Origin of the sequence: Bacteroides sp. AM16-13 (assembly GCF_003602705.1) — a bacterium.
Taxonomy (GTDB): domain Bacteria; phylum Bacteroidota; class Bacteroidia; order Bacteroidales; family Bacteroidaceae; genus Bacteroides; species Bacteroides xylanisolvens.
On record NZ_QTLK01000014.1, the window covers coordinates 78,234 to 102,293 of the forward strand.

General features: G+C 45.6%; 19 protein-coding genes and 2 tRNA genes. 10 read left to right on the forward strand and 11 right to left on the reverse strand.

Annotated features, from left to right (window positions below; all coding sequences use genetic code 11):
* Window positions 1–28: 28 nt before the first annotated feature.
* Window positions 29–610, reverse strand: a complete 582-nt coding sequence (locus tag DW173_RS12985) for a nucleotide exchange factor GrpE (protein WP_120144542.1) — start codon at window positions 608–610, stop codon at window positions 29–31.
* Window positions 611–963: 353 nt separating this feature from the next.
* Between DW173_RS12985 and DW173_RS12990 the strand changes: the two genes are divergently transcribed.
* Window positions 964–2,583, forward strand: a complete 1,620-nt coding sequence (locus DW173_RS12990) for an ABC-F family ATP-binding cassette domain-containing protein (protein WP_004315798.1) — start codon at window positions 964–966, stop codon at window positions 2,581–2,583.
* A 222-nt stretch (window positions 2,584–2,805) separates the two neighbouring features.
* Here the strand turns inward: DW173_RS12990 and DW173_RS12995 are convergent, their stop codons facing one another.
* Complete coding sequence (locus tag DW173_RS12995; RefSeq protein WP_118196557.1) at window positions 2,806–4,557, reverse strand: ATP-binding protein; 1,752 nt, start codon at window positions 4,555–4,557, stop codon at window positions 2,806–2,808.
* Between the two features lie 189 nt (window positions 4,558–4,746).
* Window positions 4,747–6,939 (reverse strand): VapE domain-containing protein, encoded by a 2,193-nt coding sequence (locus DW173_RS13000; RefSeq protein ID WP_120144543.1) that lies wholly within the window; start codon window positions 6,937–6,939, stop codon window positions 4,747–4,749.
* A gap of 283 nt (window positions 6,940–7,222) precedes the next feature.
* Here DW173_RS13000 and DW173_RS13005 point away from each other — a divergent pair, with 283 nt between their 5' ends.
* The gene (locus DW173_RS13005; protein ID WP_120068281.1) at window positions 7,223–7,447 is read left to right on the forward strand and encodes a hypothetical protein; all 225 of its coding nucleotides are present in this window, start codon (window positions 7,223–7,225) and stop codon (window positions 7,445–7,447) included.
* Window positions 7,448–7,932: 485 nt separating this feature from the next.
* On the opposite strand, the gene DW173_RS13015 is transcribed toward DW173_RS13005, so the two are convergent.
* The gene (locus tag DW173_RS13015) at window positions 7,933–8,178 is read right to left on the reverse strand and encodes a DUF4248 domain-containing protein (RefSeq protein WP_004297879.1); all 246 of its coding nucleotides are present in this window, start codon (window positions 8,176–8,178) and stop codon (window positions 7,933–7,935) included.
* A 295-nt stretch (window positions 8,179–8,473) separates the two neighbouring features.
* Between DW173_RS13015 and DW173_RS13020 the strand changes: the two genes are divergently transcribed.
* From DW173_RS13020 to DW173_RS23830, 3 genes are all read left to right on the forward strand, one after another.
* Complete coding sequence (locus DW173_RS13020) at window positions 8,474–8,986, forward strand: HU family DNA-binding protein (RefSeq protein ID WP_008022053.1); 513 nt, start codon at window positions 8,474–8,476, stop codon at window positions 8,984–8,986.
* A 50-nt stretch (window positions 8,987–9,036) separates the two neighbouring features.
* A complete protein-coding gene (locus tag DW173_RS13025; RefSeq protein ID WP_120144544.1) occupies window positions 9,037–9,480 on the forward strand; it encodes an N-acetylmuramoyl-L-alanine amidase in 444 nt (147 codons plus the stop codon).
* 187 nt (window positions 9,481–9,667) lie between these two features.
* Window positions 9,668–9,769: a smalltalk protein gene (locus tag DW173_RS23830; RefSeq protein WP_151433306.1), complete on the forward strand. Its 102-nt coding sequence runs from the start codon at window positions 9,668–9,670 to the stop codon at window positions 9,767–9,769.
* A gap of 89 nt (window positions 9,770–9,858) precedes the next feature.
* On the opposite strand, the gene DW173_RS13035 is transcribed toward DW173_RS23830, so the two are convergent.
* Window positions 9,859–10,908 (reverse strand): leucine-rich repeat domain-containing protein, encoded by a 1,050-nt coding sequence (locus tag DW173_RS13035; protein ID WP_008770942.1) that lies wholly within the window; start codon window positions 10,906–10,908, stop codon window positions 9,859–9,861.
* Window positions 10,909–11,011: 103 nt separating this feature from the next.
* Between DW173_RS13035 and DW173_RS13040 the strand changes: the two genes are divergently transcribed.
* On the forward strand, window positions 11,012–11,908 hold the full coding sequence (locus tag DW173_RS13040; protein ID WP_008022056.1) for a CPBP family intramembrane glutamic endopeptidase: 897 nt from the start codon (window positions 11,012–11,014) through the stop codon (window positions 11,906–11,908).
* Here DW173_RS13040 and DW173_RS13045 read toward each other — a convergent pair.
* Window positions 11,880–14,012: a Tex family protein gene (locus DW173_RS13045; RefSeq protein WP_074909822.1), complete on the reverse strand. Its 2,133-nt coding sequence runs from the start codon at window positions 14,010–14,012 to the stop codon at window positions 11,880–11,882. The two genes, DW173_RS13040 and DW173_RS13045, sit on opposite strands and share 29 nt — an antisense overlap.
* 118 nt (window positions 14,013–14,130) lie before the next feature.
* Here DW173_RS13045 and DW173_RS13050 point away from each other — a divergent pair, with 118 nt between their 5' ends.
* The 3 genes from DW173_RS13050 (at window position 14,131) to DW173_RS13060 (ending at window position 18,802) form a co-directional block, all read left to right on the forward strand.
* Window positions 14,131–16,065, forward strand: coding sequence for a sensor histidine kinase (locus tag DW173_RS13050; RefSeq protein ID WP_049702968.1), 1,935 nt, complete (start codon window positions 14,131–14,133; stop codon window positions 16,063–16,065).
* Entirely contained in the window at window positions 16,062–17,804 is a 1,743-nt protein-coding gene (locus DW173_RS13055; RefSeq protein WP_120144545.1) for a bifunctional metallophosphatase/5'-nucleotidase, read from the forward strand. Before DW173_RS13050 ends, DW173_RS13055 begins: the two co-directional genes overlap by 4 nt.
* A gap of 95 nt (window positions 17,805–17,899) precedes the next feature.
* A complete protein-coding gene (locus DW173_RS13060) occupies window positions 17,900–18,802 on the forward strand; it encodes a helix-turn-helix domain-containing protein (protein ID WP_008022062.1) in 903 nt (300 codons plus the stop codon).
* Between the two features lie 2 nt (window positions 18,803–18,804).
* On the opposite strand, the gene DW173_RS13065 is transcribed toward DW173_RS13060, so the two are convergent.
* Window positions 18,805–19,389: a Crp/Fnr family transcriptional regulator gene (locus DW173_RS13065; RefSeq protein ID WP_004316331.1), complete on the reverse strand. Its 585-nt coding sequence runs from the start codon at window positions 19,387–19,389 to the stop codon at window positions 18,805–18,807.
* Between the two features lie 15 nt (window positions 19,390–19,404).
* Between DW173_RS13065 and DW173_RS13070 the strand changes: the two genes are divergently transcribed.
* Window positions 19,405–20,226: a DUF3845 domain-containing protein gene (locus DW173_RS13070; protein ID WP_120144546.1), complete on the forward strand. Its 822-nt coding sequence runs from the start codon at window positions 19,405–19,407 to the stop codon at window positions 20,224–20,226.
* Between the two features lie 27 nt (window positions 20,227–20,253).
* Here DW173_RS13070 and DW173_RS13075 read toward each other — a convergent pair.
* The 4 genes from DW173_RS13075 to DW173_RS13090 all read right to left on the reverse strand — a co-directional run bounded on the left by DW173_RS13075 (window position 20,254) and on the right by DW173_RS13090 (window position 23,885).
* A tRNA-Glu gene (locus DW173_RS13075) sits at window positions 20,254–20,325 on the reverse strand.
* Window positions 20,326–20,392: 67 nt separating this feature from the next.
* Window positions 20,393–20,479: transfer RNA gene (locus DW173_RS13080), tRNA-Ser, on the reverse strand.
* Window positions 20,480–20,908: 429 nt separating this feature from the next.
* On the reverse strand, window positions 20,909–22,336 hold the full coding sequence (locus tag DW173_RS13085; protein WP_199722840.1) for a hypothetical protein: 1,428 nt from the start codon (window positions 22,334–22,336) through the stop codon (window positions 20,909–20,911).
* The gene (locus DW173_RS13090) at window positions 22,311–23,885 is read right to left on the reverse strand and encodes an AAA family ATPase (protein ID WP_032842191.1); all 1,575 of its coding nucleotides are present in this window, start codon (window positions 23,883–23,885) and stop codon (window positions 22,311–22,313) included. The genes DW173_RS13085 and DW173_RS13090 overlap by 26 nt, the downstream gene beginning before the upstream one ends.
* Between the last annotated feature and the right edge of the window lie 175 nt (window positions 23,886–24,060).

The following is a 24,060-nucleotide window of genomic DNA, read 5'->3' on the forward strand; positions in this document are numbered from 1 at the left end:
ATTCATAAATCATAATTCATAAATCTCCTCATTCTCCTACTACCACTTTAGCGTGGCGGAGCACTTTGTCGTTCAGTGTATATCCCGTTTGCACACAGTCCAGAATCTTACCTTTCTGTGCTTCCGACGGTGCGGGGATTACCGCGATGGCTTCATGGTAATCAGTGTCCAGTGGTTGGTCTTTTGTTTCGATGACTTTCACACCGTTTTGTGCCAGGACAGCCATAAATTTATTGTAAATCAGTTCTACTCCTTCTTTTACGGCATTGACATCTGTTGCCGTTTCCATTGTTTTGATGGCACGTTCGAAGTCGTCCACCACCGGAAGAATACTGCTAAGGCTCTTTTCGCCACCGTTCAGAATCAGTTCGGCCTTCTCCTTCATGGTGCGTTTCCGGTAGTTGTCAAATTCGGCAGACAAGCGCAGGTATTTATCTTTCTGCTCTTCAATCTCCTCTTGGGCCTTTTCCAGTTCTTTTTCCAACTCTTCTTCATGAGTCAGGGGAGCGGCGTCCTCCGCTTGTTCGTTTTGCGGTTGTTCTTCCGCATGGTTTTGAGTTTCTTCAACGTTCAGTTCTTCTTCCTTCACTTTTTTTTCTTTCGGATCCATCTTGGTATTTACTATTTTACTAGTTACTATTTACTATTTAACACACACGTTATCTTACTTGGTAAAATAACGCCAATAAACATACCGGGCTGACCGGATGTCATTGATTTTGTCTGCAAAAACTTTGCCAAGTTGGCTGTTTTGCCAAAAAACGCAGCAAAGGTAACACTTTTATGTCAGATTGGCACATATCAGATAGCTCATAATTCATTTTAAATGTCTAACTTTGCACGCTAAAATAGTTAATACTAAAATAGTAACTAACGAAATAGTAAAATAGTAGCTAACGGAATAGTAAAATAGTAGCTAGCAAAATAGTAAAATAGTAACTAGTAAAATAGTAAATAAAGAAGATGATTACAGTTTCGAACGTTTCGGTACAGTTTGGTAAAAGAGTGTTGTTTAATGACGTAAACTTGAAGTTTACGAGTGGTAATTGTTATGGTATTATTGGTGCTAACGGTGCGGGAAAATCTACCTTCCTTCGTACGATTTACGGAGATTTGGACCCGACAACGGGTACCATTGCGCTCGGACCGGGCGAACGCCTTTCGGTGTTGAGCCAGGACCACTTTAAGTGGGACTCTTATACCGTTATGGATACTGTGATGATGGGGCATACTGTGTTGTGGGACATCATGAAGCAACGCGAAGAATTGTATGCGAAAGAAGATTTCACAGATGAAGACGGACTGAAAGTATCCGAGTTGGAAGAGAAATTTGCCGAGTTGGACGGATGGAATGCGGAAAGCGACGCAGCCATGCTGTTGAGCGGACTGGGCGTGAAAGAAGATAAGCATTATGTATTGATGGGTGAGTTGAGCGGTAAGGAAAAAGTGCGTGTCATGCTGGCGCAGGCATTGTACGGAAATCCGGACAACCTCTTGCTCGATGAGCCTACCAATGACTTGGATATGGAGACAGTGACTTGGTTGGAAGAGTATCTCTCCAACTTCGAGCATACCGTATTGGTAGTGAGCCACGACCGTCACTTCCTCGATTCTGTATGTACGCACACCGTAGACATCGACTACGGAAAAATCAATATGTTTGCCGGTAACTATAGTTTCTGGTACGAATCCAGCCAGTTGGCTCTTCGTCAGCAGCAGAACCAGAAGGCGAAGGCTGAAGAGAAGAAGAAAGAGTTGGAAGAATTTATCCGCCGTTTCAGCGCCAACGTAGCGAAGAGCAAGCAGACCACGAGCCGTAAGAAGATGTTGGAGAAACTGAACGTAGAGGAAATCAAACCTTCTTCACGTAAGTATCCGGGCATTATCTTCACTCCCGAACGTGAGCCGGGCAACCAGATTCTGGAAGTTTCCGGATTGAGCAAGAAGACGGAAGAAGGCGTAGTGCTTTTCAACGACGTCAACTTCAACGTAGAGAAAGGTGACAAAGTGGTATTCCTGTCGCGCAACCCGCGTGCGATGACTGCGTTCTTCGAAATCATCAACGGAAACATGAAGCCGGATGCCGGTACCTTCAACTGGGGGGTAACCATCACCACTGCTTACCTGCCGCTGGATAATACCGATTTCTTCAATACCGACCTCAACCTGGTGGACTGGTTGAGCCAGTTTGGCGAAGGAAACGAAGTGTATATGAAAGGTTTCCTCGGCCGTATGCTTTTCTCCGGCGAAGAGGTGTTGAAGAAAGTAAGCGTACTCTCCGGAGGTGAGAAGATGCGTTGTATGATTGCCCGTATGCAGCTCCGCAATGCGAACTGTCTGATTCTGGACACTCCGACCAACCACTTGGATTTGGAATCTATCCAGGCATTCAACAACAACCTGAAGACGTACAGGGGAAACATCCTTTTCTCTTCTCATGACCACGAGTTTATCCAGACGGTTGCCAACCGCATCATCGAACTGACACCGAACGGTATCATCGACAAGATGATGGAGTATGACGAATATATCACGTCCGATCACATCAAGGAATTGAGAGCGAAGATGTACGGGGACAAGTAATTTCCCGTCTTGGACGTCGTAACCATCGTATAAAACTTAGGCGCGAATTACACGGATAACACGTTTCTGATTTTAAAGAAATCGTGCAATTCGTGTAATCCGCGCCTGATTTTTATAGATAGGATTCCATTCACCTGTTCTGATGAGATTATTTATTTAGCCCAATATCAGATGTGGAGGTGAGTGCATACCTAAATCGGTGTTTGTGATGTGACAAGTACTTTATGATACCTCTTCCATCAGGACCAATTCCCAACTGCGCCATACGATCGTTGCCAGTTTCAATCCCCCTTTCTCACGAGCTTCTGCCACACATTCATCCTTGCTATAGCGAATCAACTGTTCCCGTGCATCATCGGCAAGTGCGCGTATCTCTTTCTCCGATGCTCCTGCTTTCGCATACTTCACCTCCAATAGATACGTGTACGGTGGAGATACGGGTGCCGCCGGACTGGGCTTAAAGAAGAAATCGGCAAAACCCTTATTCATCTCATATTCCGGATATAGTTGATAATAGCGGAACATACTTAGATAGGCGAGGAGGAATCCTTTGATATGAGCTTCCCCTTCTATGTACTCCCTTATCCGGCTCTGCTCCCGAATGGCCTCTGCTAGAAATTCGAACAACGGTTTCCAGTCTCCTTTGAAAGACATATTCTCAAACAGAGTGCGCAAGCGGTTCACGTCGAGCTTGAAGATGTCATGACGGGCATATCCCTGAATCAGGAAATTGAATAGCTGTTCGCGAACCACCAGATTGGGAATGTGCAGGAGGGGACGCCCCATCATATCCACCCCTTTGATAGAAAGCAGTCCGAAATAGAACAGCAGAGATTTGAAGTTGCCCACGTCCGTCATTTCCAGTGCGGAGAAATGGGTGACTATTTCAGTCACTATCTCGCCTTGCTCCGCAATCTCCTTGATGACGGAGAAGTTTTCGCCCAGTCCATGGTCGAGACGGACAAGGTAGGCAAGCTTGTTAAAGTCCGTACGGATATTGGGATCTACAATCTCGTCCGGTTTTACTCCGTGCAATATCAATGACTTCATGCAGTAGAGCACCATGTCCGAGTTGAACATACAATCTGCTAATTTATTTTTACTGAAGCAATAATTGTCATAGTTAGGCTTCATCATTGTCACTGCATCGTCTACCGACATCGGGAGAGCGCCTTGTTCCTTATAATACGTCAGCATCTCGCGCAATTCCTTCTCGCTGAAACCTACAAGGTCGTTAAACCACGGGTCGGTGGTGATATTCGTTCCGATGTTGAATCCGCTTGTCACGTCGTCCATCGTCACCGGGCTTACTCCTGTGATGAACAAACGGTTGACGGCAGAACCCATTCCCGTCGTGGCGGCTTTGATTACATTGAAAAACCTGCGGATATACCCTTCGCCATGCGTCGCTTTTCGATATAAGTCCGTGCCGTAAGTAGAAAGAATGGTATTCGTGAAATTATCGTATTCATCAATCAGGAGATAGATTTTGATGTCTCCCTTGAGGGTGGCATACGAATTGATGGCGGATAGCAGTGCTCCCGGTTCTTCGAGCGTTTCTTCGTTCAGCACGTTCCAGATTTCCTTTCCCAAAATATGTTCGTACTTTTGCAGAAAATGTCTTAGTTTCCCGCAACAATGCAACCGGAAAGATTCCTCCACCTCATTGATATTCGAGCTCACCTCCGAGAAATTGAATCTCATGATGAGAAACTGGTTATGTATCGGCGTAGGATGCTGCCCGATATACAGATGGCCGAACAATTCGTCGAACTGGTCGGCATACCGAACGTCATAATAAGCCTCCAGCATCGCCAGCGTCAGACTTTTCCCGAAGCGCCGGGGACGGATCAGGAACAGATAAGACGGTTGCATTTCTATCTTTTCGATAAACATCGTCTTATCTACATAATAATAGTTTTCTTTTTGGATGCGACCGAAATCCGTCAATCCGTATGGTATTTGCTTCATCATATTGCGATTCCTTTCTTTATTCATCATTCATATCGAGCAAATATACGGAAAACGGATGAATGTGACACGTTTAATGCCACTAATTTATCCGTTTATCTGTTATTTCGTGCAAAAACGACTATCCGGAGCAAAAAAGCTATTTTGTGGAAAAACGACTATCCGTGGGAAAACTGCCATTTCGCGGGAAAACTACAACTCCAACCCCGTCTGCACCGGGAGTTGCGGGCGTATTGAATTTTCTTTGCGCTCTTCGGCCGAATACTCCACCACCCAATATTCCGTGATGTTGTTGGAGGTCTTCCGTGAGTGGAAATGGTTGTTTTCCAATACCGTGACCAGCATTTGTTTCATCTGTGCGTTGGCTTGTGTGCGCCCGTTCATGCTCAATATTGACAGCAGCTGGGAGGCAGGATACCATTTTGCTTGTATATCGTTTGGTCTGGCTGGCCGGAAATAGAAGAAAAGATTCTCCTCTAACGGATCTTTTTGGCGGAACGCCTCATTGCGGTTGTTGAGAAACGTAATCTCCTGGTTCTCATACCAATATTGAAACCCCTGCCGGTAGAGTGCGTATGCTTGTGCATATATCCCCTGATGGTTGACAGGCGTGTGATAATCTATTTCCAGCAACGTATTGAACAGGATGCGCCTGTTCTCGCCGATGTCCGGCAGACAGTGCGGGTTGTTGGTGCTGGCGATGAATGATGCGCGGCGGATGAACGTATAATTTTGGATGTCGTAAACCTTCCGTTCGTTCATTACATCTTGCGTGATGAGACTTTTCAGCTCCTGCATGCGTGCGGGAGAGAGCGTATCAAACTCATCCAGATTGATGAGCAGGCAGGACGACATTTGCAGGAGATGGTCTTTGTTGTCGGGACTAATCATGCCGTTGCGATAATAATCCTTCAGCTCCGGTGGGAGGAGATGGCGGACAAAAGTACTCTTGCCTTTTCCCTGTGCGCCGTGGAGCAGCATCAACTGGTGGTTTTGCGCTTCGTCGTCGATGGCACATGCCACCATTCCCACCAGCCAGCGGCGGAAGCTGTCTTCAAAAAAAGCCTGGTCTGCCGCTTTCACTGTTTTTGTCAGTTGGCCGATGTGGTCTGTTTTCCCGTCCCATGTCTGGAGTGAGGTGAAATAATGAATAAACGGGTTGAACGGCTTTGCATAGTCCGAGTCTACCAGTGCTTTCAAATTAGCTTGCGAACTGTATATCTTTTTCATCTGTGCGTTGATATAGAATGTGTTGACATCCTTTGTGCGCAGTGTACTGAAAGACGGCTGCTCTGTTTTAGGGAGATCAGGTATTATTTTCCGGAACTCGATTTGCTCTTTCACCACGTTTCTCCTGATTTCGTAGTGTTCGTCCATAAATTTGATGACCTGGCATATTCTCGGTTGTTGGCTTTCTTCTTCCGCCTGATCGGTCTTTGAGGTGTATTGGTAGGCATTGTGCAAGGGCAGTTCGAGGTCGAAGTCGGGTAGGTCGCCGAAATGACTGTGTGCCAGACTGACGGCTTCCTCTTCCGTGATATGGCGGTGGTAACACTGATTGCCGAGACAATAGAAGAAATTGTCCCGGTTGCCTATCTCGAGACGTTCTTTGCGTTTGGTGTACTCCAGCGCTTTGCGGAAGTCGAGTTGCACTTGCAGGTCGATGGGCGACGCATTCTCCTGCACGGGGAGGAGCGGGGATCGTTTTCCCGGATTCTTGCGCTTCTTGTTTTTACATTCTTCTTCAGTGGGTAGTGTCACTTTTACGGTCAGCGGCTTCACGTTTTCCAGTCGTTCGGTAGAGAGGAAAGCGTCCGGATCGTGCGACACGAAGAATCCGCGTCCCGGGTCGCTTCCGCTGGTGTCCACTTTGGTATTGAGCAGCTTTTCATATTGGCTGCTTGCCAGGGCGTATATGCGGTGGTGGTAGCGTTCGAGGGTGAGGAAGTCTACGGTTCCCAATGCGTTCAGTTCGGTGCGTAAGGCTTCCGCTTCATTGCTGGTGGGGTAGACGAAGATCTTCAGCCCGTGCATCCGGGGGCTGACGAAGCTGCCTAGCGTGTCGGGGCAATCGTTCACTAGTTGGCGGAATTCCGGGATCTTTTCTGCCGGCATATCGTCACAGTCGAGCGTGATGATGTCCTGATACTTGTCCAGACTGTAAGCCAGCCTTTCCTTGGCGTAAGTAGCCGTGATGGTGCAGTAGGGCAGTTGCTTCTTCATGTGGTCTGCTTTTACCGTTTCTCCTGCATCCATTGCTTCCCGGAGTCTTCGGATTCTGTCGCGATAGACATCTCCCCGGATAAATTCGAACATTTGCCGGATACTGATACTTCCTGATACGAGTGATAATCCCCTGTATGTCGTTATTGAGATATTTTCCATTTTAATTATTGATATGAATGTAAGTCGTGTCAATATTAACACACTGCAAAGGACGGCTTTTCATGTAGAATAAAAAAACTGCTTTTGGTACTCAAAAAGCAGTTTTTTAACAGTCGCTTCTTTCGTGTTAATCCTCAAGAAGCGTTCTTTTCATTCTTTGTATCTCGCAATCAATCTCTTCCACGCTTAATGATTCGTCCGAATCATCCGATTTCTTGAAATCAACAGTCATAAACAACAACTCTGCAAAGTATTTGGGGCTTTTAATGTTAAAAACAGAGTCATGGTCATAACAGAGATGGACAAAGGGAAGGAGATACTTCTTGCGGTCGCCTGGACTTACCTCTATTCTGTTGGTATACAAATTGTTGACAGTGCCAAGCATTTGCGTGATAAACTGGGATACTTGGGGAAATTCTCCCTTTTCGAGTGTTACAGCCTGTTTGTTCTGGTAAACGAAGCCTTCGGAAAAAATGTCTTTTTTCTCATGATTTTAAGTGTTATTTGATTAGTGTTAAAAAATGTTGGTCTAAAAAGACGCAAAGGTACGTTTTATTTTGTTTCTATCGTTTACTTATACTTTTTATTCTCTTTATATATTTTATTTGATGGAAAAAGCGTGTAATTGAGGTGGAACCCCTCCACCTCAATTACACGCTTTTTCTATATAAAAAGAATATTCTCTCGCGCCTGCGCACGTGTACATTATTAAATAAGAAAACTAACAGCATTCAATAAGAAAACACACAGTCTGTTTGTCCTCAAGATACCATGTATTACACGGAGTCCCATCATAATATCGACAGGGCACAGTTGCAGGGCTGGCATTATAAAACAGATATCGGACAGAATACCCCCATAACCGCTTTTGTTTTCATTATAGCTAATCTTGATTTCATTATAGCTAATTCTGATTTCATTATAGCTAATCTCGATTTCATTATAGCTAATTTTATTTTCGTTATAGCTAATCAGCACTTGCCCTAAAGAGATTCATGGCTCATCGAGATACCTCACGATGAGCCGCACCTGTCTTGCACTATAAGCGTGGTCGTTTTTTCCTTCGCCGCCGCTATACATTGCGTCATATAATTCTTTGTTATTTCTGATCCACTCCCTCATTTTCCGCATGGCATACACCAATGGTACATACGGATTATATAAATGTGCCAGCTCCGATTTCAAATACGGACGTATGACAAACGGCTCCTCTGCTATCTCTTCTTTTTCTGCTTTCATATCTTCGGAAAATTAATTTTATCGTATTTCAAATATACGGAAAATCTCCCGGTCCTCCAAGTGTATAAGTAAAATAAAATCATTCTGAATAAAAGTAAATACATTCTGGATGAAAGTAAGACAAAGTACGTCAGACTAAGACAAAGTACGTCATTTCATTCCCCTGTAATACACTATCTTTGAGGTATCGAAAGAAAAAGAAACAGAGCTCGTTCCTCTCTTCCGATATTGATTGCGGCAACTGCAATCTGTAATATTTATTTTTCAATTATTAATTCTCAATTTTTAATTTATCATGGCAATACCATTTAAAAGAATGGGTCGTAAAGATCCGAGAAAGGTTGATGGGGTGGTGAAGTATCATCCGCAACTTGTGACGCAGGGACAGAGTGTAGACCTGGATAAACTTGCTTACACGATGAAAGAAAAAAGTTCCCTGTCGTTGGGTGACATTCAGAGTGTGCTGACTAATCTCGTAGAAGCGATGCGTACAGCGCTGTTCGACGGTAAATCCGTCAATATCCATGATTTTGGTGTATTCAGCCTTTCCGCTACCACGCGGGGAGTGGACACGAAAGATGAGTGTACGATGAAGAACATCAAGACGGTGAACATCAATTTCCGTCCTTCGAGCAGTGTCCGTCCTAACCTGACGTCTACCCGTGCCGGTGAGAAAATCGAGTTTCTGGATCTCGACGCGCCCAAGAAAAAGAAAACCGATGGTGAAGATCCCGGTGATGAAGGTGGCGGAGACTCCGGTGGAGGTAGTGGAGGCGGTAGCGGTGAAGCTCCGGATCCGGCAGCTTAATTCGTAGAGTGCAGATAATGTTTACAACTGATAAGAAAAATAGTGGCACTATGATGAGAAAGATTAATTTGATCGTGATCCACTGTTCCGCCACCCGTGCCGACCGTTCTCTCACCCCGGATGACTTGGAGATGCAACACCGTCGGCGTGGATTTAACGGAACAGGTTATCACTACTACATCCGCAAGGATGGAACAGTGCACCTCACCCGACCGATTGAACGTATCGGTGCGCACGTGAAAGGATTCAACTCGAACAGTGTCGGTATCTGCTACGAAGGCGGTTTGGATGCCCACGGTTGTCCGGCAGACACGCGGACACCGGAACAACGGGCGGCACTCAAACTGCTGGTACATCAATTGCTTGAGACTTTTCCCGGTAGCCGGGTGTGCGGTCACCGGGATTTAAGTCCCGACCGCAACGGAAACGGGGAGATTGAACCGGAAGAATGGATCAAGGCGTGTCCGTGTTTTGAGGTGAAAGCGGAGTTTTGAACTCCTGATGAGTAAAAGCTTAGTTCTCAATAGGACAACAACGATATGTGTCCAACCAGACAACGCTGATATGCGTTCAGCCGGATAACGACATCATGTAGTGAGAATCGTTTTTTTAGGAAGTAGTGCGCAGGTCATAGGAAGTAATGAATCATTTAAAGAGTTCGGAAAGGAGGTGTGTAGAGTTATGGCAAGTAAGAAATCCCTTTGGGATATGATTTTGAAAGTAGTCATCGCGGTGGCGTCAGCAGTAGCAGGCGTATTTGGAGCTAATGCGATGAGTCTGTAAGAAACAGAGGATTAGTTTATTTGAGAGAGGGTGCATAGGTTTTCTATTTCACCCTCTCTATTTTTTTACTCATAAAATAAATCGTATATTTATTTCTTATAAACCAACTTACTCGGAACTCCCTCCCCGAATAAATTATCACCCAGCGTCGTAATCTTATTTCCGGTAGCCAACACATAGCGGAGATTATCGCATCCCATAAAAGCACCGAACTCAATAGCCGTCACACTGGCTGGCAGCTCCAACGTGCCGCAAAGGCGACCGCAGTTGCTAAATACACGCTGTCCGATAGATTTCAGATTATGAGGTAATTTCATATTCAACAGATACTTTTTCTGTGCGAAAGTGAAGTCGGGGATAGCCGTTGCGTTCGTTCTGGAAATATCGACAGAAACGAGATTCGGCATATAATCGCGGATCAGTTTGAAGTCGGCGTTATCCAGCTTGCCCTCAACGGTCAGGAAGTTGATGTCTCTGGGTTGCAGTCCCGCTTTCAGGATCTCTTCTTCCAGTTTGCCCATGGCGCCCACTTGCAGGGTAGTCTCTACCGGTTCCCCCTCGATAAAGGCAAAGTTCTGCCATCTGTCCTTGTAGCGGTAAGAGTCGCTGCTGCCCAGGGGGACGAAGATAGCGGTAACGCTGTCTGCCAACGCTTCCGGCAACAGGTTGGGAGCTGTCTTCTTGCGGATCTGGCAGATTTTCAGGTTCTCGCAACCTTTGAAGGCGGCATCTTCGATATTCTTTGTTTTCTCCGAAAGAATCACTTTCTCCAGCGTGGCTTTGCCTTTGGTCACTCCGTCCACCACGTTCGAGAAAGCGTATGCAGGAATGAAGTTCGGCATATAAATATAGAATTTCCCGTTGGGATAAGTGCCCGCTTTTCCGCTGTACATCTTGATTTCAGCGTTCGAAATATCCAATACTTTCAGATTATCAAATTCGTCACGGAGATGGCGGAAGTCCTCCGCGTTCAGTTTGCCGGTCAGTGTGAGATGGGTGACACTGTTGGCTTCCTCTTCAGTCATCATGGAAATCAGCGTGCCGGGCTTACTCACATAATACGTTTTACTCACTTGGGCGGCTGCTCCTAACGCATTAGCGGCCAATAAGAAACTTATCAATAGTAGTTTAATTTTCATAATTTTGTAGATTTGTTCTGACAAATATAGGAAAAATAGAGAATACATGATGTTTTTTTATGTTTTATATCTAATTTTGTAGCCGGATTAACAAATTGTAAAAATGGAGGCAGACAACATTGCTGGGGGCAAAGAACCCAAAAGACTTCCTGTGTGGGCTTGTATCCCGCTGTTTATTGTGATACTTTTCATCCTTCTTGGATTGTATGGTACGCTGGCCCGCGGATGTTTGTCGTTGGTGTTGGGTGTGGAAGCCCGCCATCCGGGAGTGATGGGATACATTATCCTCGAAGCCAGTATGCTGCTCGCCGTTCTGACCGCCGCCATTCCTATGCTCCGCTTCGAACGCCGTCCGTTTTCTGATTTGGGGCTCTCCTTAAAAGGACACGTCAAGGGACTGTGGTATGGCTTCCTGATGGCAATCCTGCTCTATCTGTTCGGCTTCGGAATCTCGTTCGTCTTGGGAGAGATAGAAGTCACCGGTTTCCAGTTCAAGCCGTTGGATCTGCTGGGCTCGTGGGTGTTTTTCCTGCTGGTCGCCTTGTTCGAAGAAATACTGATGCGCGGCTATATCCTCGGACGCCTATTGCATACCACCATGAATAAATTCCTGGCGCTTTTCGTCTCGGCAGCGTTATTCGCCTTTATGCACATCTTCAATCCCGAAATCGCTTTCCTGCCTATGCTCAACCTGTTGCTGGCAGGTATGCTGCTGGGAGCTTCCTATCTATATACGCGGAACCTGTGTTTCCCTATCTCGCTTCATCTTTTCTGGAATTGGATTCAAGGCCCCATCCTCGGTTATCAGGTAAGCGGAAACAACTTCACCACCAGTATGCTGACTTTGCGTATGCCCGAAGAAAACGTACTGAATGGCGGAGCCTTCGGTTTTGAAGGCTCGCTCATTTGCACAGTACTTATGATTGTATTTACGATTCTGATCGTGTGGTGGGGAGAGAAAAGAGAAGCAATCAGTCTTGCGGTACCCCGATCATGCTAAGTTGAATCCGTTTCCGGTCATAATCTACATTCATCACCCTCACCATGACGTGCTGATGGATGGACACCACTTCTGTCGGGTCGGAAATGAACCGTTCCGCTAATTGAGAAAGGTGTACAAGACCGTTCTCCTTAATTCCTATATCGACAAACGCACCGAAATTAGTGATATTGCCTACAATGCCCGGAAGAATCATCCCTTCGCGCAAATCGGCTATGGTGCGTACGTTCTTGTCGAACTCGAAGACTTTGATAGCCTTGCGCGGGTCACGTCCCGGCTTGTCGAGCTCCTGCAGAATATCCTGTAAGGTAGGCAGACCGACGGTAGGAGTGATGTAGTCGGAAATATTGATCTTCCGGCGAAGTTCCTTGTCGGCTATCAACTCGTCGATGGTGCATTTCAGGTCTTTGGCCATTTGCTCTACGATGTGGTAACTTTCCGGATGCACGGCGGTATGATCCAACGGATTTTTAGCTCCGGGGATGCGAAGAAATCCTGCGCATTGCTCGAAGGCTTTGGCGCCCATGCGCGGCACTTTCATCAGTTCTTTCCGCGAACTGAAAGCTCCGTTCTCCGCCCGGTAATTGACAATGTTCTGTGCCAGTTGGGGGCCCAGACCGGATATATAAGTGAGCAGATGACTGCTTGCCGTATTGAGATTTACCCCGACCAGGTTCACGCAATTCTCTACCGTCTGATCGAGTGCTTTCTTCAGCTTCGTCTGGTCTACATCGTGTTGGTATTGACCCACGCCGATAGACTTTGGATCTATCTTCACCAACTCTGCCAACGGATCCATCAGGCGGCGTCCGATGGAGACTGCCCCACGCACCGTTACGTCGTAATCCGGAAACTCGTCACGAGCAATTTTGGAAGCCGAATAAATGGAAGCCCCCTGCTCGCTGACTACAAACACGGGTATCTGACGGTCGAAACTCTGACTGTTGATGAAATCTTCCGTCTCCCGGCTTGCCGTTCCGTTGCCGATGGAGATGGCTTCTATCTGGTAGGCCTCAATCATCTTGCGAAGTTTCGAAGCAGCCTCGCCGGTCTTGTTGACCGGAGGATGCGGATAGATATTCTCATTATGCAACAGATTGCCTTGCGCGTCGAGACAAACCACCTTACATCCGGTACGGAATCCGGGGTCGATGGCGAGCACCCGTTTTTGTCCCAATGGCGGAGCGAGAAGAAGTTGGCGGAGGTTTTCGGTGAATACGCGAATTGCTTCATCGTCGGCTTTCTCTTTGGATTGGGCGGCAAATTCTGTTTCGATGGAAGGCTTGAGCAAACGTTTGTAAGCATCCGTCGTGGCTTCGCCCACTTGCCGGCTACATTCGTTGTTGCCACGTACGAATTGGCGTTCCAAACGTTCGATGCAGGCCTCGTCGTCAGGATTGATAGACACTTTCAGCAATCCTTCCGACTCTGCCCGGCGGATGGCGAGCAGACGGTGGGACGTGCAACGTTTCAGTGGCTCGGAGAAATCGAAATAATCGCGGTATTTCGCTGCTTCTTCCTCTTTTCCTTTGACTAGTTTGGCCGTAATCTCTGCCTGGCGCCCGAACTGGTTACGTACCGCGTTGCGGGCACGCTCGTCTTCGTTCACCTGCTCCGCGATAATGTCACGCGCACCTTTCAGCGCATCTTCCACATCTTTCACTTCGCCTTTCACAAAGGAAGCGGCTTTGGCGCTAAGGTTGTTTTCCCGTTGCAACAGCAGGATAGTGGCAAGCGGCTCCAGTCCTTTCTGGCGGGCCACTTCGGCACGTGTCTTCCGTTTGGGTTTGTAAGGGAGGTATATATCTTCCAGTTCCGTCGGGTTCCAGGTGTCGTTGATGCGTTTCTCCAGTTCGGCAGTCAGTTTGCCCTGTTCGGTGATGGTGCCGAGAATCGTTTCTTTCCGTTTGGCTATGTCGCACAACTTATCGTGTTGCTCTTTGATCTGCTCTATCTGCACCTCATCCAGCCCGCCAGTGGCTTCTTTGCGGTATCGGCTGATGAAAGGAATCGTAGCACCTTCGCCCAAAAGATGGAGCGTGCTGCTTATTTGTCTTTCCGGTATGCCCAGAAATCCGGAAATCATCTTGTGAAATAATTCCATAATTTGTATTTTTTGACAGTAAATGAGCGACAAAAATACATATAAATCTGTTAAACCCGACAAGTTTTACTATATTTGCAACTCAATTAATGAATTAACACATCAAAACTGCATTATTATGCTGGGACGTCTTGGGTATTTTTTTATCTGTTTTCTTTGGCTCCTGCAGTCATCGAAGGTCTTGGCTGTCTCTAACGATAAGAAACCTATTCTGATTATCTGTTCTTATAATCCGGCAGCGCACCAAACATCGGTCACTATTTCCGATTATATGGATGAATATAGCAAGTTGGGAGGACAGCGCGACATCATCATCGAGAATATGAACTGTAAAAGCTTCTCGGAAGCTCCGCTATGGAGCAAAATGATGACACAGATTCTTGCTAAATACCAGGGGGAAAAGCATCCGGCGCAGATTATCTTGTTAGGTCAGGAAGCATGGGCCGCTTATTTGTCTCAGCGGGATGAAATGCAGGTGAAAGTGCCCGTGATGTGCAGTCTGGCCAGTAGCAACGTGGTGATATTGCCGGAAGATACCGTGGGAAGCCTGGACAGCTGGATGCCCGAATCTGTCGATATTTTCGACGACCATCTGAATATCCCCGAACTCAAATCGGGATTTATCAACCAATATGATATAGAGGGTAATATTCAGATGATTCAAGCCTTCTATCCGAAAACGAAACACATTGCCTTTATTTCGGACAACACGTATGGCGGAGTAACCATGCAAGCATTGGTACGAAAAGAAATGAAGAAATTCCCCGATCTGGATTTGATTCTGATGGATGGACGGAAACATTCTATTTATACCATCGTTGAGGAGTTGAGGCAACTGCCCGAAAATACGGTGATCCTGGTAGGAACGTGGCGGGTGGATATGAATGAGGGGTATTTCATGAGAAATGCCACGTATGCCATGATGGAAGTTACCCCTACCATTCCGGCTTTTACCCCTTCATCGGTGAGTCTCGGTCATTGGGCGATAGGAGGGGTGTTGCCCGACTACCGGAAAGTGGGTGGAGAGATGGCTATGGAGTCTGTACGGATGGATACGCACCCGCAGGATACGGCGAAACATCTTTCGGTAATCGGCTGCAAAGCGGTATTGGATAGCCGGAAGGTGAAGGAATGGGGGCTGGACCCGGCGGTATTGCCTTTTAAAGTGCAGCTTGTCAACCAGCCGGTTTCGTTCTATCAGCAATATACTTATCAGATATGGTCTGCCTGTGCTTTGTTTGTGATTCTGGTGCTCGGCTTGTGCATCTCTCTCTTCTATTATTTCCGTACGAAACGCCTGAAAGATGAGCTGCTGAAATCGGAGAAGGACTTGCGCGTAGCAAAAGACAGGGCGGAAGAGTCTAATCGTCTGAAGAGTGCTTTCCTTGCCAATATGAGCCATGAGATACGGACACCGTTGAATTCGATTGTAGGATTCTCGGATGTATTGGCCGTTGGCGGTAGCACGGAGGAGGAACAGCAGTCTTATTATCAGATTATCAAAACCAATTCGGATTTGTTGCTTCGACTGATTAACGATATTCTCGACCTTTCACGTTTGGAGGCCAACCGGGTGACGCTGACTTGGGAGGAATGTGACGTGGTGCAGTTGTGCAGCCAGGTGGTGGCGTCTGTTAGTTTTTCGCGGCAGTCGTCGGAAAACCAGTTCTTGTTTACCACTTCTTTCGAATCTTTCCGGATGGTGACGGATGTGCAGCGTATGCAGCAAGTGATGATTAACCTGCTGTCCAACGCCAACAAGTTTACGAAATGCGGTAAGATCACATTGGACTTTTCTGTGAATGAGGAAACGCAAATGGCTGTCTTCTCGGTGACGGACACCGGATGCGGCATCCCGAAAGAAAAACAGGGACTTGTGTTCGAGCGTTTTGAGAAACTGAATGAATATGCCCAGGGTACCGGACTGGGATTGTCTATCTGTAAATTGATTGTGCACAAATGGAAAGGAAGTATATGGATCGACCCTGACTATACCGGTGGGGCGCGGTTTGTATTCTCTCATCCGTTAAATCTAAATATAGAAAAAGAATGAAACGAATCGTATTAATTTATGGCTTGCTTCTCTGCCTCGCTCTGTCTGTTGCGGCGCAGGAAAAGGTGGTGAAACTGAAGATTGTAGAAACAAGTGATGTACATGGCAATTATTATCCTTATAATTTTATAACCCGCCACGAATGGAAGGGGAGTCTCGCACGGGTTTATTCTTTCGTGCAGAAAGAGCGCGAACAATATAAGGAGAATCTGATATTGCTGGATAACGGCGATATTTTGCAGGGACAGCCCACTGCCTATTACTATAATTATATAGATACGGTGTCTCCCCATCTTTGCTCGGAAATGATGAATTACATGAAGTATGATGCCGGCAACATGGGTAACCATGACGTGGAAACGGGACGTGCCGTTTTCGACCGTTGGATCACCACTTGTGACTTCCCAGTGTTGGGTGCCAACATCATAGATACATCTACGGGACAGCCCCATCTGGTTCCTTACAAAGTGTTGGAACGTGATGGCGTGAAGATCGTGGTATTGGGAATGATTACCCCTGCCATCCCTGCATGGCTCTCCGAAAATCTGTGGAAAGGATTGCGTTTCGACGATATGGAAGAGACGGCACGCAAATGGATGAAGGTTATCCGTGAAAAAGAGAACCCGGATTTGGTGGTCGGCTTGTTCCATGCTGGACAGGAGGCTTTCAAAATGTCGGGCAAGTACAACGAGAATGCTTCTCTCAACGTAGCGAAGAATGTGCCGGGATTCGATATCGTATTGATGGGGCACGATCATTCCCGCGAATGTAAGAAGGTGATGAATGTTGCCGGAGACTCGGTGTTGATTATCGATCCGGCCAGCAATGGGATTGTTTTGTCTAACGTAGATGTGACCTTGAAACTGAAAGATGGAAAGGTGCAGAGCAAGGATATCAAGGGTGTCTTGACGGAAACGGAGGCTTACGGAATCAGCGAGGACTTTATGAAGCGTTTTGCCCCGCAATATGAAACGGTGCAGAAGTTCGTTTCGAAGAAGATCGGCACTTTTACCGAAAGTATCTCCACTCATCCTGCTTTCTTCGGCCCTTCTGCCTTTATCGACCTGATACATACCTTGCAGCTCGACATCACCGGTGCCGACATCTCGTTTGCCGCTCCGCTTTCGTTTGATTCGGAAATAAAGAAGGGGGATGTATTCGTGAGTGATATGTTCAATTTATATAAGTATGAGAACATGCTGTATGTGATGACTCTGTCCGGAAAGGAGATTAAGGATTTCTTGGAGATGTCTTATTATATGTGGACGAACCGGATGAAATCGCCGGAGGATCATCTGCTCTGGTTCAAGGAGAAGCGTCGTGAAAGTGCGGAGGATAGATCGTCTTTCCAGAATTACAGTTTTAATTTCGACTCGGCTTCGGGCATTATTTATACGGTGGATGTCACTAAACCGCAGGGTGAAAAAATAACGATTACAAGCATGGCCGATGGTTCTCCTTTCCGCATGGATAAGATATATAAGGTGGCCTTGAATTCTTACCGTGGCAATGGTGGCGGAGAATTGCTGACGAAAGGGTCGGGCATCCCGCAGGAGAAATTGAAAGACCGCATTATTTTCTCTACGGATAAGGACCTCCGTTTCTATCTGATGAATTATATTGAGAAGAAAGGAACGATGGACCCGAAAGCGCTCAATCAGTGGAAGTTTGTCCCGGAAAAGTGGACGGTGCCGGCTGCCAAACGTGATTATGAATATCTGTTCCGGTCTGTTCGATAAGTATCTAAAAGTGTTCATTATGTCCGATAATGCTCCCGATTGGCTTGTATATCTGATTAAATGCTGGTATATTTGTCGCCAAAAAAAGAGAGAGTATGGATATTCAAAGTGTTCCGAAAGTAGGTATTTCTTCGGTAGTTCATTCTAAACATATAGATGCCGACAACATTGATGTTGTTGATAATGATATAGCGCTTTTCGATACGGAGAGCGTTATATCGTTGTATAACGGGCCTACCAAACTGGAAGTGTTGACGGTGGGGCTTTGTCTGGAGGGTACCGGTACTTTTAAGATCAGTCTGCGTGAATTTCAATTGTGTCCCGGATTGATGGTGATAGCACTGCCTAATCAGATTATCGAGCAGCGGTATTTCAGTCACGATTTTAAAGGCATTTTCTTTGCTGTGTCGAAGAACTTGCTGGAAACGTTGCCTAAGATCGGAAATGTACTTTCTTTGTTTTTCTATCTGAAAGATTATCCGTGTTTCGACCTCACTCCGCACGAGCAGGAGGTGGTGAAGGAGTATCACGCGTTTATCAGGAAACGGTTGAGGAATAAGGAAGCTTTATATCGTAGGGAAGTGGTAATGGGACTGATGCAGGGGTTCTTTTTCGAGCTTTGCACTATTTTTACTAATCATGCACCTGCAAACGCTACTACGATGAAGAACAAAAGCCGGAAAGAGTATATCTTCGAACGCTTTTATGAGTCTCTAGTGGAGTCTTACCAGTCTGAACGCAGCGTAAAATACTATGCCGACCAACTGTGTCTGACGCCGAAACATCTTTCGGGAGTAGTGAAAGAAGTCAGCGGAAAAACGGTAGGGGAGTGGATTGACGAGTTGGTGATTCTGGAAGCGAAAGCCCTCCTGAATTCTTCAAGTATGAACATACAGGAGATTGCCGACCGGCTGAATTTTGCAAACCAGTCTTTCTTTGGGAAATATTTCAAGCATTACACCGGTATGTCTCCAAAAGAATACCGGAAAAGCCGCTAAAATCATAGAACACCGGAGCGTACACGGCTTAGTGTCTCCGGTGTCATCAGAAGATAGGAAGCGATGTGTGCCAGAGGCGCGCGTTTGATGATTTCCGGATGTGTTTCGAGCAGGAGGTTATAACGTTCGCGAGCGGATTCGAAACGCCAGGAGTCTGCTTTAACCTGTGATACAATTAAAGAGTATTCCAATATCTTTTGATAGAACATGTTGATTTCCCAGTTCTCCCTCGCTAATTTTTGTATCATGTCGCGGGGGAATAAGTAAATAATGGAAGGTTCAAGAGTTTCTACGATTAGCCGGGTGGGTACTTGTTTCAGAAAACTTTCAATGCACATCACGATACATCCTTCGTATGAGAAATGTTCGGTCACGTCTTTCCCGTTTTTGTAATAGTACTGCCTAAGCATGCCTTTTCCTACAAAAACAAGTTCGTGGGCTACTTCTCCTTCGTTGAGCGCTATGGCTCCTTTGGGAAATTCTTCACGAATCAGTATGCTTTCTATCTGCCGTCTTCCTTCTATACTCATCTCCGGAAAGCGGGAATTGACAACAGCATTTACAGTCTCTCTTAATAGTGTATCCATGTCTTTTCTGTCTTGATGTGTGCAAAAATACTAAAAACGGTTGACATAAATCAAGGGTGGTATAAAAAAGATGTATCTTTGTCCGCAAAATCAAGAAGTAAGGTGATTATGAATAAGATAATAGGCTTGGCAGTGTTGCTGTTTTGTTTGAGTGGTTGCGTTAGGGATAATGATGCTATTTATTATCCGGTTGGCAATGTGGATGTGGAAAGAGGCGGTCCGGCTTTGGAGGCAGGAAAGGGAGATTTGATAGCCCGAAGTTATAATACCGAAGATTATGTGTTGGACACGCTTGCGCAATATCCGGGTGACCCGACTCTCGGTAAACTGACATTTATGATTAACCTGAAAAATCAGTCGGCGGATCAGGAAGTAGATGAATTTAATGGCGTCGGCCGGTCTAAACTAACGATGAGTCTTGGATATAAAGACGGTAACTATTCGGCAAAAAGCCAAGTCCCTGTTTATACCTCGTCTGACGTGACTGCCAGTTATGCAATCAAACTCCGCTTGAAAGGGGAATTGACCTTGACGGGAGACGAATGGATGATTGACTATGTGTATGCCCAATTAGCGGGCTTATTCCAGCCTTATCCGCCTACGTCTTTCCCGGAAGTGTTTATGTGTAAAGGAGGTGAGCAACCATTCGCTACTTTCGATTCTTTCCGTAGAACCTGGACGTTTGATATAACCTATGATCGTTCCAACCTTTCTTTCAGTCAACTGTATTTCAACTTGTTCGTAAACCTGGCTGGGCAGAAGAGGGAAGAAAGAGTCCGGTTGAGAATAGATAAAGAATCTTACTTTGAGATCTATAAAGAAAAAGAGGAAATGTAGTTAAACTGCATTTCCTCTTTTTCTTTGTAGTGGGTACGAGAATCGAACTCGTATTACATGCGTGAGAGGCATGTGTCCTAACCGTTAGACGAACCCACCGGAGTTTGATAGATTAAAAAGAGCCAAGTCTTTAAAACTTAGCTCTTTTTTATATTGAGATTTTTTGCGGAAGCTGGGGGATTCGAACCCCCGGTACCCTTACGAGTACGTCAGTTTAGCAAACTGGTGGTTTCAGCCACTCACCCAAACTTCCTTGAACCCGCATTCTCTCTCAAATGCGGTGCAAATATAGGGGGAACTTTTGGACTACGCAAATCTTTTAGCAAGATTTTTTTTACCTGTTTTTTGTAAAATGAGATAACCTGCTATGTTTCAAATGTTAAACGGAAGATTTTTTTTTCGAAAGCTTTTAATTTTTATCGATGGAATGGGAACTTGAAACATATTGACGCTATCCGCTTATTATAGTGACGGTATCTTCATGGGATAGGGTAAACATCCGGATGGGATAGTGACGGTATATTTGACGTAAGAAAAGGACATAAAAAAAGGCTATCTATCCCAGACAGCCAATCTTTTTGTTAACCTTAAATCTAATACTATGAAAAACACAGTACAAATATACGGACTTCTGTCAACTTTGCAAATAAAACAAGAAAAAAGAGATGTTTTATAACATTGATTAATTATTTGATTCCTCAATTCTATTTTTATTAAGACTTTCGGCGTTTTGAATGCTATATTCCCAATATTTATCACATAATTTCAGATAGCTGGTCTCGGCACTCTTGCCACCTAAAGAAATAGCGTACATCTTTGTCTGTTTCGCTTTCGCGTGTTCGATGGTTCGGGATAGTAGTTGATCGACAGGACGCATCTCAAAGTCCGATACGGTGATAATGTCCGCTTCCATATATCCTTCTTCGCTGATCTTCCGCAAAGCATGCGTGATAACAGGTTCCATATCAGTTCCGCCATGAAAGGATTGGCATAAGAAATCGACCAGGCGATCGAAACTGCCGCCTAAATCTGTGATTTCAATGCACTCGATATCATCGGAAAACAGGATGACGTAACATTTTCGGTGTTGCACTTCCGTCAGTTCGGCAATGGCAAGTAGGGTGGATTTCGCGATTCTTTCCCGTTCGCCTGCCATGGAACCGGAAGTGTCCAGACAAACAATGAAAGGGCCTTCGGCTTCTTCGGAAACTTCGTTCCCTATTGTTTTCTTGTCGTTGATGGTTTGCTTTTCGTGTGATTGATAGTCGATGACTTGCAATCTCTTCTCAATGAAACGCTCAAAGAAAATGGGTTGCAGACTTTTTTCGGCCAGATAACAATATTCCAAGGGAAGAAGGCTGTTTAAGTCGTTTCCTTCGCAAATACCTGTAATATCGCTTCGGGTGGCATGAGATATAATTTGTTCCCGATGAATACCGGCAGTCATTTTGAAACGTTTCCGGCTGCTTTGGTGTTTCTTGCCCAAGATTTCTACCAGTTCACGGATAACGGGATTTCGTTTGATCGTTTCTTCGTATTCTAAAATCTGTTCTGCTATCTGTTTATGGTTGCGGAGTAACCAGACGAGGCGTGAGCCGCCACGCACCGGAAGGTTTTTGGCAAGTGATAGCTGAAGACGGTAGAAATCATCACAAAGCCGCTCGATATGTTCCATCTGATAGTTGAACTCGTTGTTCGAGAGCAGTGTGTGCCATTTGTCGAAGAAGAGAGTCCGCAACGCTTTCCATTCTTTAGAGCGCGGGCTGATTGCGTCAAAACGCTGGAGGTAGTATTTTACGTTGAGGTCTACCAGGTGATATTTCATCGAGAACGGGTAGGCGCTGTTTTTCAGGAATTGGAGAAACTTGGTGTCGGATGCTTCATCCATTTCATGAAAGTATTCCCATTGCGACGCGTAGTGGGAGTAGAAATCTTGCAGGGAGGGTTGCGTGTGACGAAAATACCGGTGAATATCCGCATCCAGTTCTTCGGGACGGATAATCAGGTTGTGCAGTTGTTCGTCGTACACATCGTAGGCTATTCCCTGTAATTTCTCATAATAAATGTCTTGCAGGTGTTTGAGCCTAATACTCTCTGTTCTCTTGTTCATGGGCATGAGCGATGATGCGGAGTTCGTTCCGGTAATTCTCTATGATATGTGCAGTCTCTCCTAAAATTCGTTTGATCTTGCTTTTTTGCGATGAGCTTAAGAAGAGATGCTCTTTTGTATATGCTGTTTCCCGTTCGGAGATTGTTTTATATTCCACTTCCATTTGATGCAGCAAGTCGATCACTTCCTGCAATGTAAATTCGAACGGAGTGTTGCCATCCTGTTGTGCAGGCAAAGGATCACAATTGTCATAACATAGTAACGGATATTCCTGATTGTTGACGAAAACAGACCGTCTTCCTTTTCGGAGGGAATAGATATTCTTTTGCGCGATATTTCTGTTCTTTACAAAATCGTAGGCTTTCAGGATTTTGTTGACCGGACGGAATTTATCCTGCTGGATATAAAACAGCCGGTTGCTGTCTTTCTTCAAAGACTGGTAATCGGAAGCAAATATGAGTAGGTTTCCGGCAATGTGATAACCTTCTATGCGATGATAGAAGGTGTCTACTACCTGAATTCCCGGATCGCTAAGTTCACGCAGGCTGTGTTCGGACTTCATGTTTTCTTTCAGTGTGTCCAGTTTTTGTTCCAGCCGTTTTTCTCCTAACAGATAGGTGTTGATGCCTCGTGCTATCGACTGTTCTACAATCTCTTCGATAATGGGGAGCTGCGAAATTTCATCCCATAGGCAGGCGCTCATCAACAGGCAGTCGGAGAAATGAATTCCCGGAGATTCATTCAGATAGGCTGATGTGCGGAGCAGACCTACTATTTTCTTCCAGCGGCGGTCGGATACATAGATGGGAGGGGTGTTTTCATCCCGTCCTGTGTTATATTGTTCAATTTCTCGTTTGATATTGTGAATCAGCTCGAAGATGGTATAGTGAATGCCTACTTTTTCGCTTTCAGCTTGTATCTGGTTGTATAATTCATCGTTCACCTGGAGCTTTTCAGGGATTTCAGGTTCTATCTCCCGCGTAGAAGAAATCATCTGATCGAACGCATATTCCTGTTCGATACATCCGACAAACTGACGGATCAGGAAACGGTCGTATAAAGCTTCCAGTCCTTCACCTTTTGCCGGCAGTTCGTTGGAAGCGGCAATTAATGCTTTCAGGGGTACACGCACTGTAAATTGTCCGTTGCGGTATATCTTTTCATTGATTACCGTCAAAAGGGAATTTTGGATAGCAGGGCCGGCTTTCCATATTTCATCCAGAAAGACGATTGATGCTGTCGGCAGGTATCCTTTTGTGATGCGTTCGTACGTATCTTCATCCTTCAATTTTGAAATGGAGACGGGACCGAATATTTCGTCCGGTGTACTGAAGCGGGACATCAGATACTCAAAAGCATCTGCGTCTTTAAATGCCAGTTTGAGCCTGCGTGCTACCAAACTTTTAGCTACTCCCGGAGGGCCCAGCAGAAAGATACTTTCCCCTGCCATGGCGGATAGCAGAGACAGTGCGATGGTATGCTCTTTTTCGAATACTCCCTCATTGAGGGACTTCAATAATTGGGTGATATGTGATTTGATAGACTTCATGTGACGGATAATTTCATGTGTTGTTAGCAAGAGGCAAAGATACAAGAATTCTTTGAAATAGACTTCGCCGGAGGGATTTACTCCTAGATTTAGGCAATTTCCTCCTGATAAGTAGGAGTTTTCAGTTTCATGGGGAAAATTCATTCTCTACTTTTGTTCTATCGAAAGATAAATG

Excerpts from the sequence above, each read along its gene's own strand:
- DW173_RS13040 (WP_008022056.1), top strand. The coding sequence starts at position 11,012 with ATGGAGGCAGACAACATTGCTGGGGGCAAAGAACCCAAAAGACTTCCT.
- DW173_RS13020 (WP_008022053.1), top strand. The coding sequence starts at position 8,474 with ATGGCAATACCATTTAAAAGAATGGGTCGTAAAGATCCGAGAAAGGTT.
- DW173_RS13070 (WP_120144546.1), top strand. The coding sequence starts at position 19,405 with ATGTGTGCAAAAATACTAAAAACGGTTGACATAAATCAAGGGTGGTAT.
- DW173_RS13035 (WP_008770942.1), bottom strand. The coding sequence starts at position 10,908 with ATGAAAATTAAACTACTATTGATAAGTTTCTTATTGGCCGCTAATGCG.
- DW173_RS13005 (WP_120068281.1), top strand. The coding sequence starts at position 7,223 with ATGGTCATAACAGAGATGGACAAAGGGAAGGAGATACTTCTTGCGGTC.
- DW173_RS13090 (WP_032842191.1), bottom strand. The coding sequence starts at position 23,885 with ATGAAGTCTATCAAATCACATATCACCCAATTATTGAAGTCCCTCAAT.
- DW173_RS13050 (WP_049702968.1), top strand. The coding sequence starts at position 14,131 with ATGCTGGGACGTCTTGGGTATTTTTTTATCTGTTTTCTTTGGCTCCTG.
- DW173_RS13025 (WP_120144544.1), top strand. The coding sequence starts at position 9,037 with ATGATGAGAAAGATTAATTTGATCGTGATCCACTGTTCCGCCACCCGT.
- DW173_RS13065 (WP_004316331.1), bottom strand. The coding sequence starts at position 19,389 with ATGGATACACTATTAAGAGAGACTGTAAATGCTGTTGTCAATTCCCGC.
- DW173_RS13060 (WP_008022062.1), top strand. The coding sequence starts at position 17,900 with ATGGATATTCAAAGTGTTCCGAAAGTAGGTATTTCTTCGGTAGTTCAT.
- DW173_RS12985 (WP_120144542.1), bottom strand. The coding sequence starts at position 610 with ATGGATCCGAAAGAAAAAAAAGTGAAGGAAGAAGAACTGAACGTTGAA.
- DW173_RS12995 (WP_118196557.1), bottom strand. The coding sequence starts at position 4,557 with ATGATGAAGCAAATACCATACGGATTGACGGATTTCGGTCGCATCCAA.
- DW173_RS13055 (WP_120144545.1), top strand. The coding sequence starts at position 16,062 with ATGAAACGAATCGTATTAATTTATGGCTTGCTTCTCTGCCTCGCTCTG.
- DW173_RS13000 (WP_120144543.1), bottom strand. The coding sequence starts at position 6,939 with ATGGAAAATATCTCAATAACGACATACAGGGGATTATCACTCGTATCA.
- DW173_RS13045 (WP_074909822.1), bottom strand. The coding sequence starts at position 14,012 with ATGGAATTATTTCACAAGATGATTTCCGGATTTCTGGGCATACCGGAA.
- DW173_RS13015 (WP_004297879.1), bottom strand. The coding sequence starts at position 8,178 with ATGAAAGCAGAAAAAGAAGAGATAGCAGAGGAGCCGTTTGTCATACGT.
- DW173_RS13085 (WP_199722840.1), bottom strand. The coding sequence starts at position 22,336 with ATGAACAAGAGAACAGAGAGTATTAGGCTCAAACACCTGCAAGACATT.
- DW173_RS23830 (WP_151433306.1), top strand. The coding sequence starts at position 9,668 with ATGGCAAGTAAGAAATCCCTTTGGGATATGATTTTGAAAGTAGTCATC.
- DW173_RS12990 (WP_004315798.1), top strand. The coding sequence starts at position 964 with ATGATTACAGTTTCGAACGTTTCGGTACAGTTTGGTAAAAGAGTGTTG.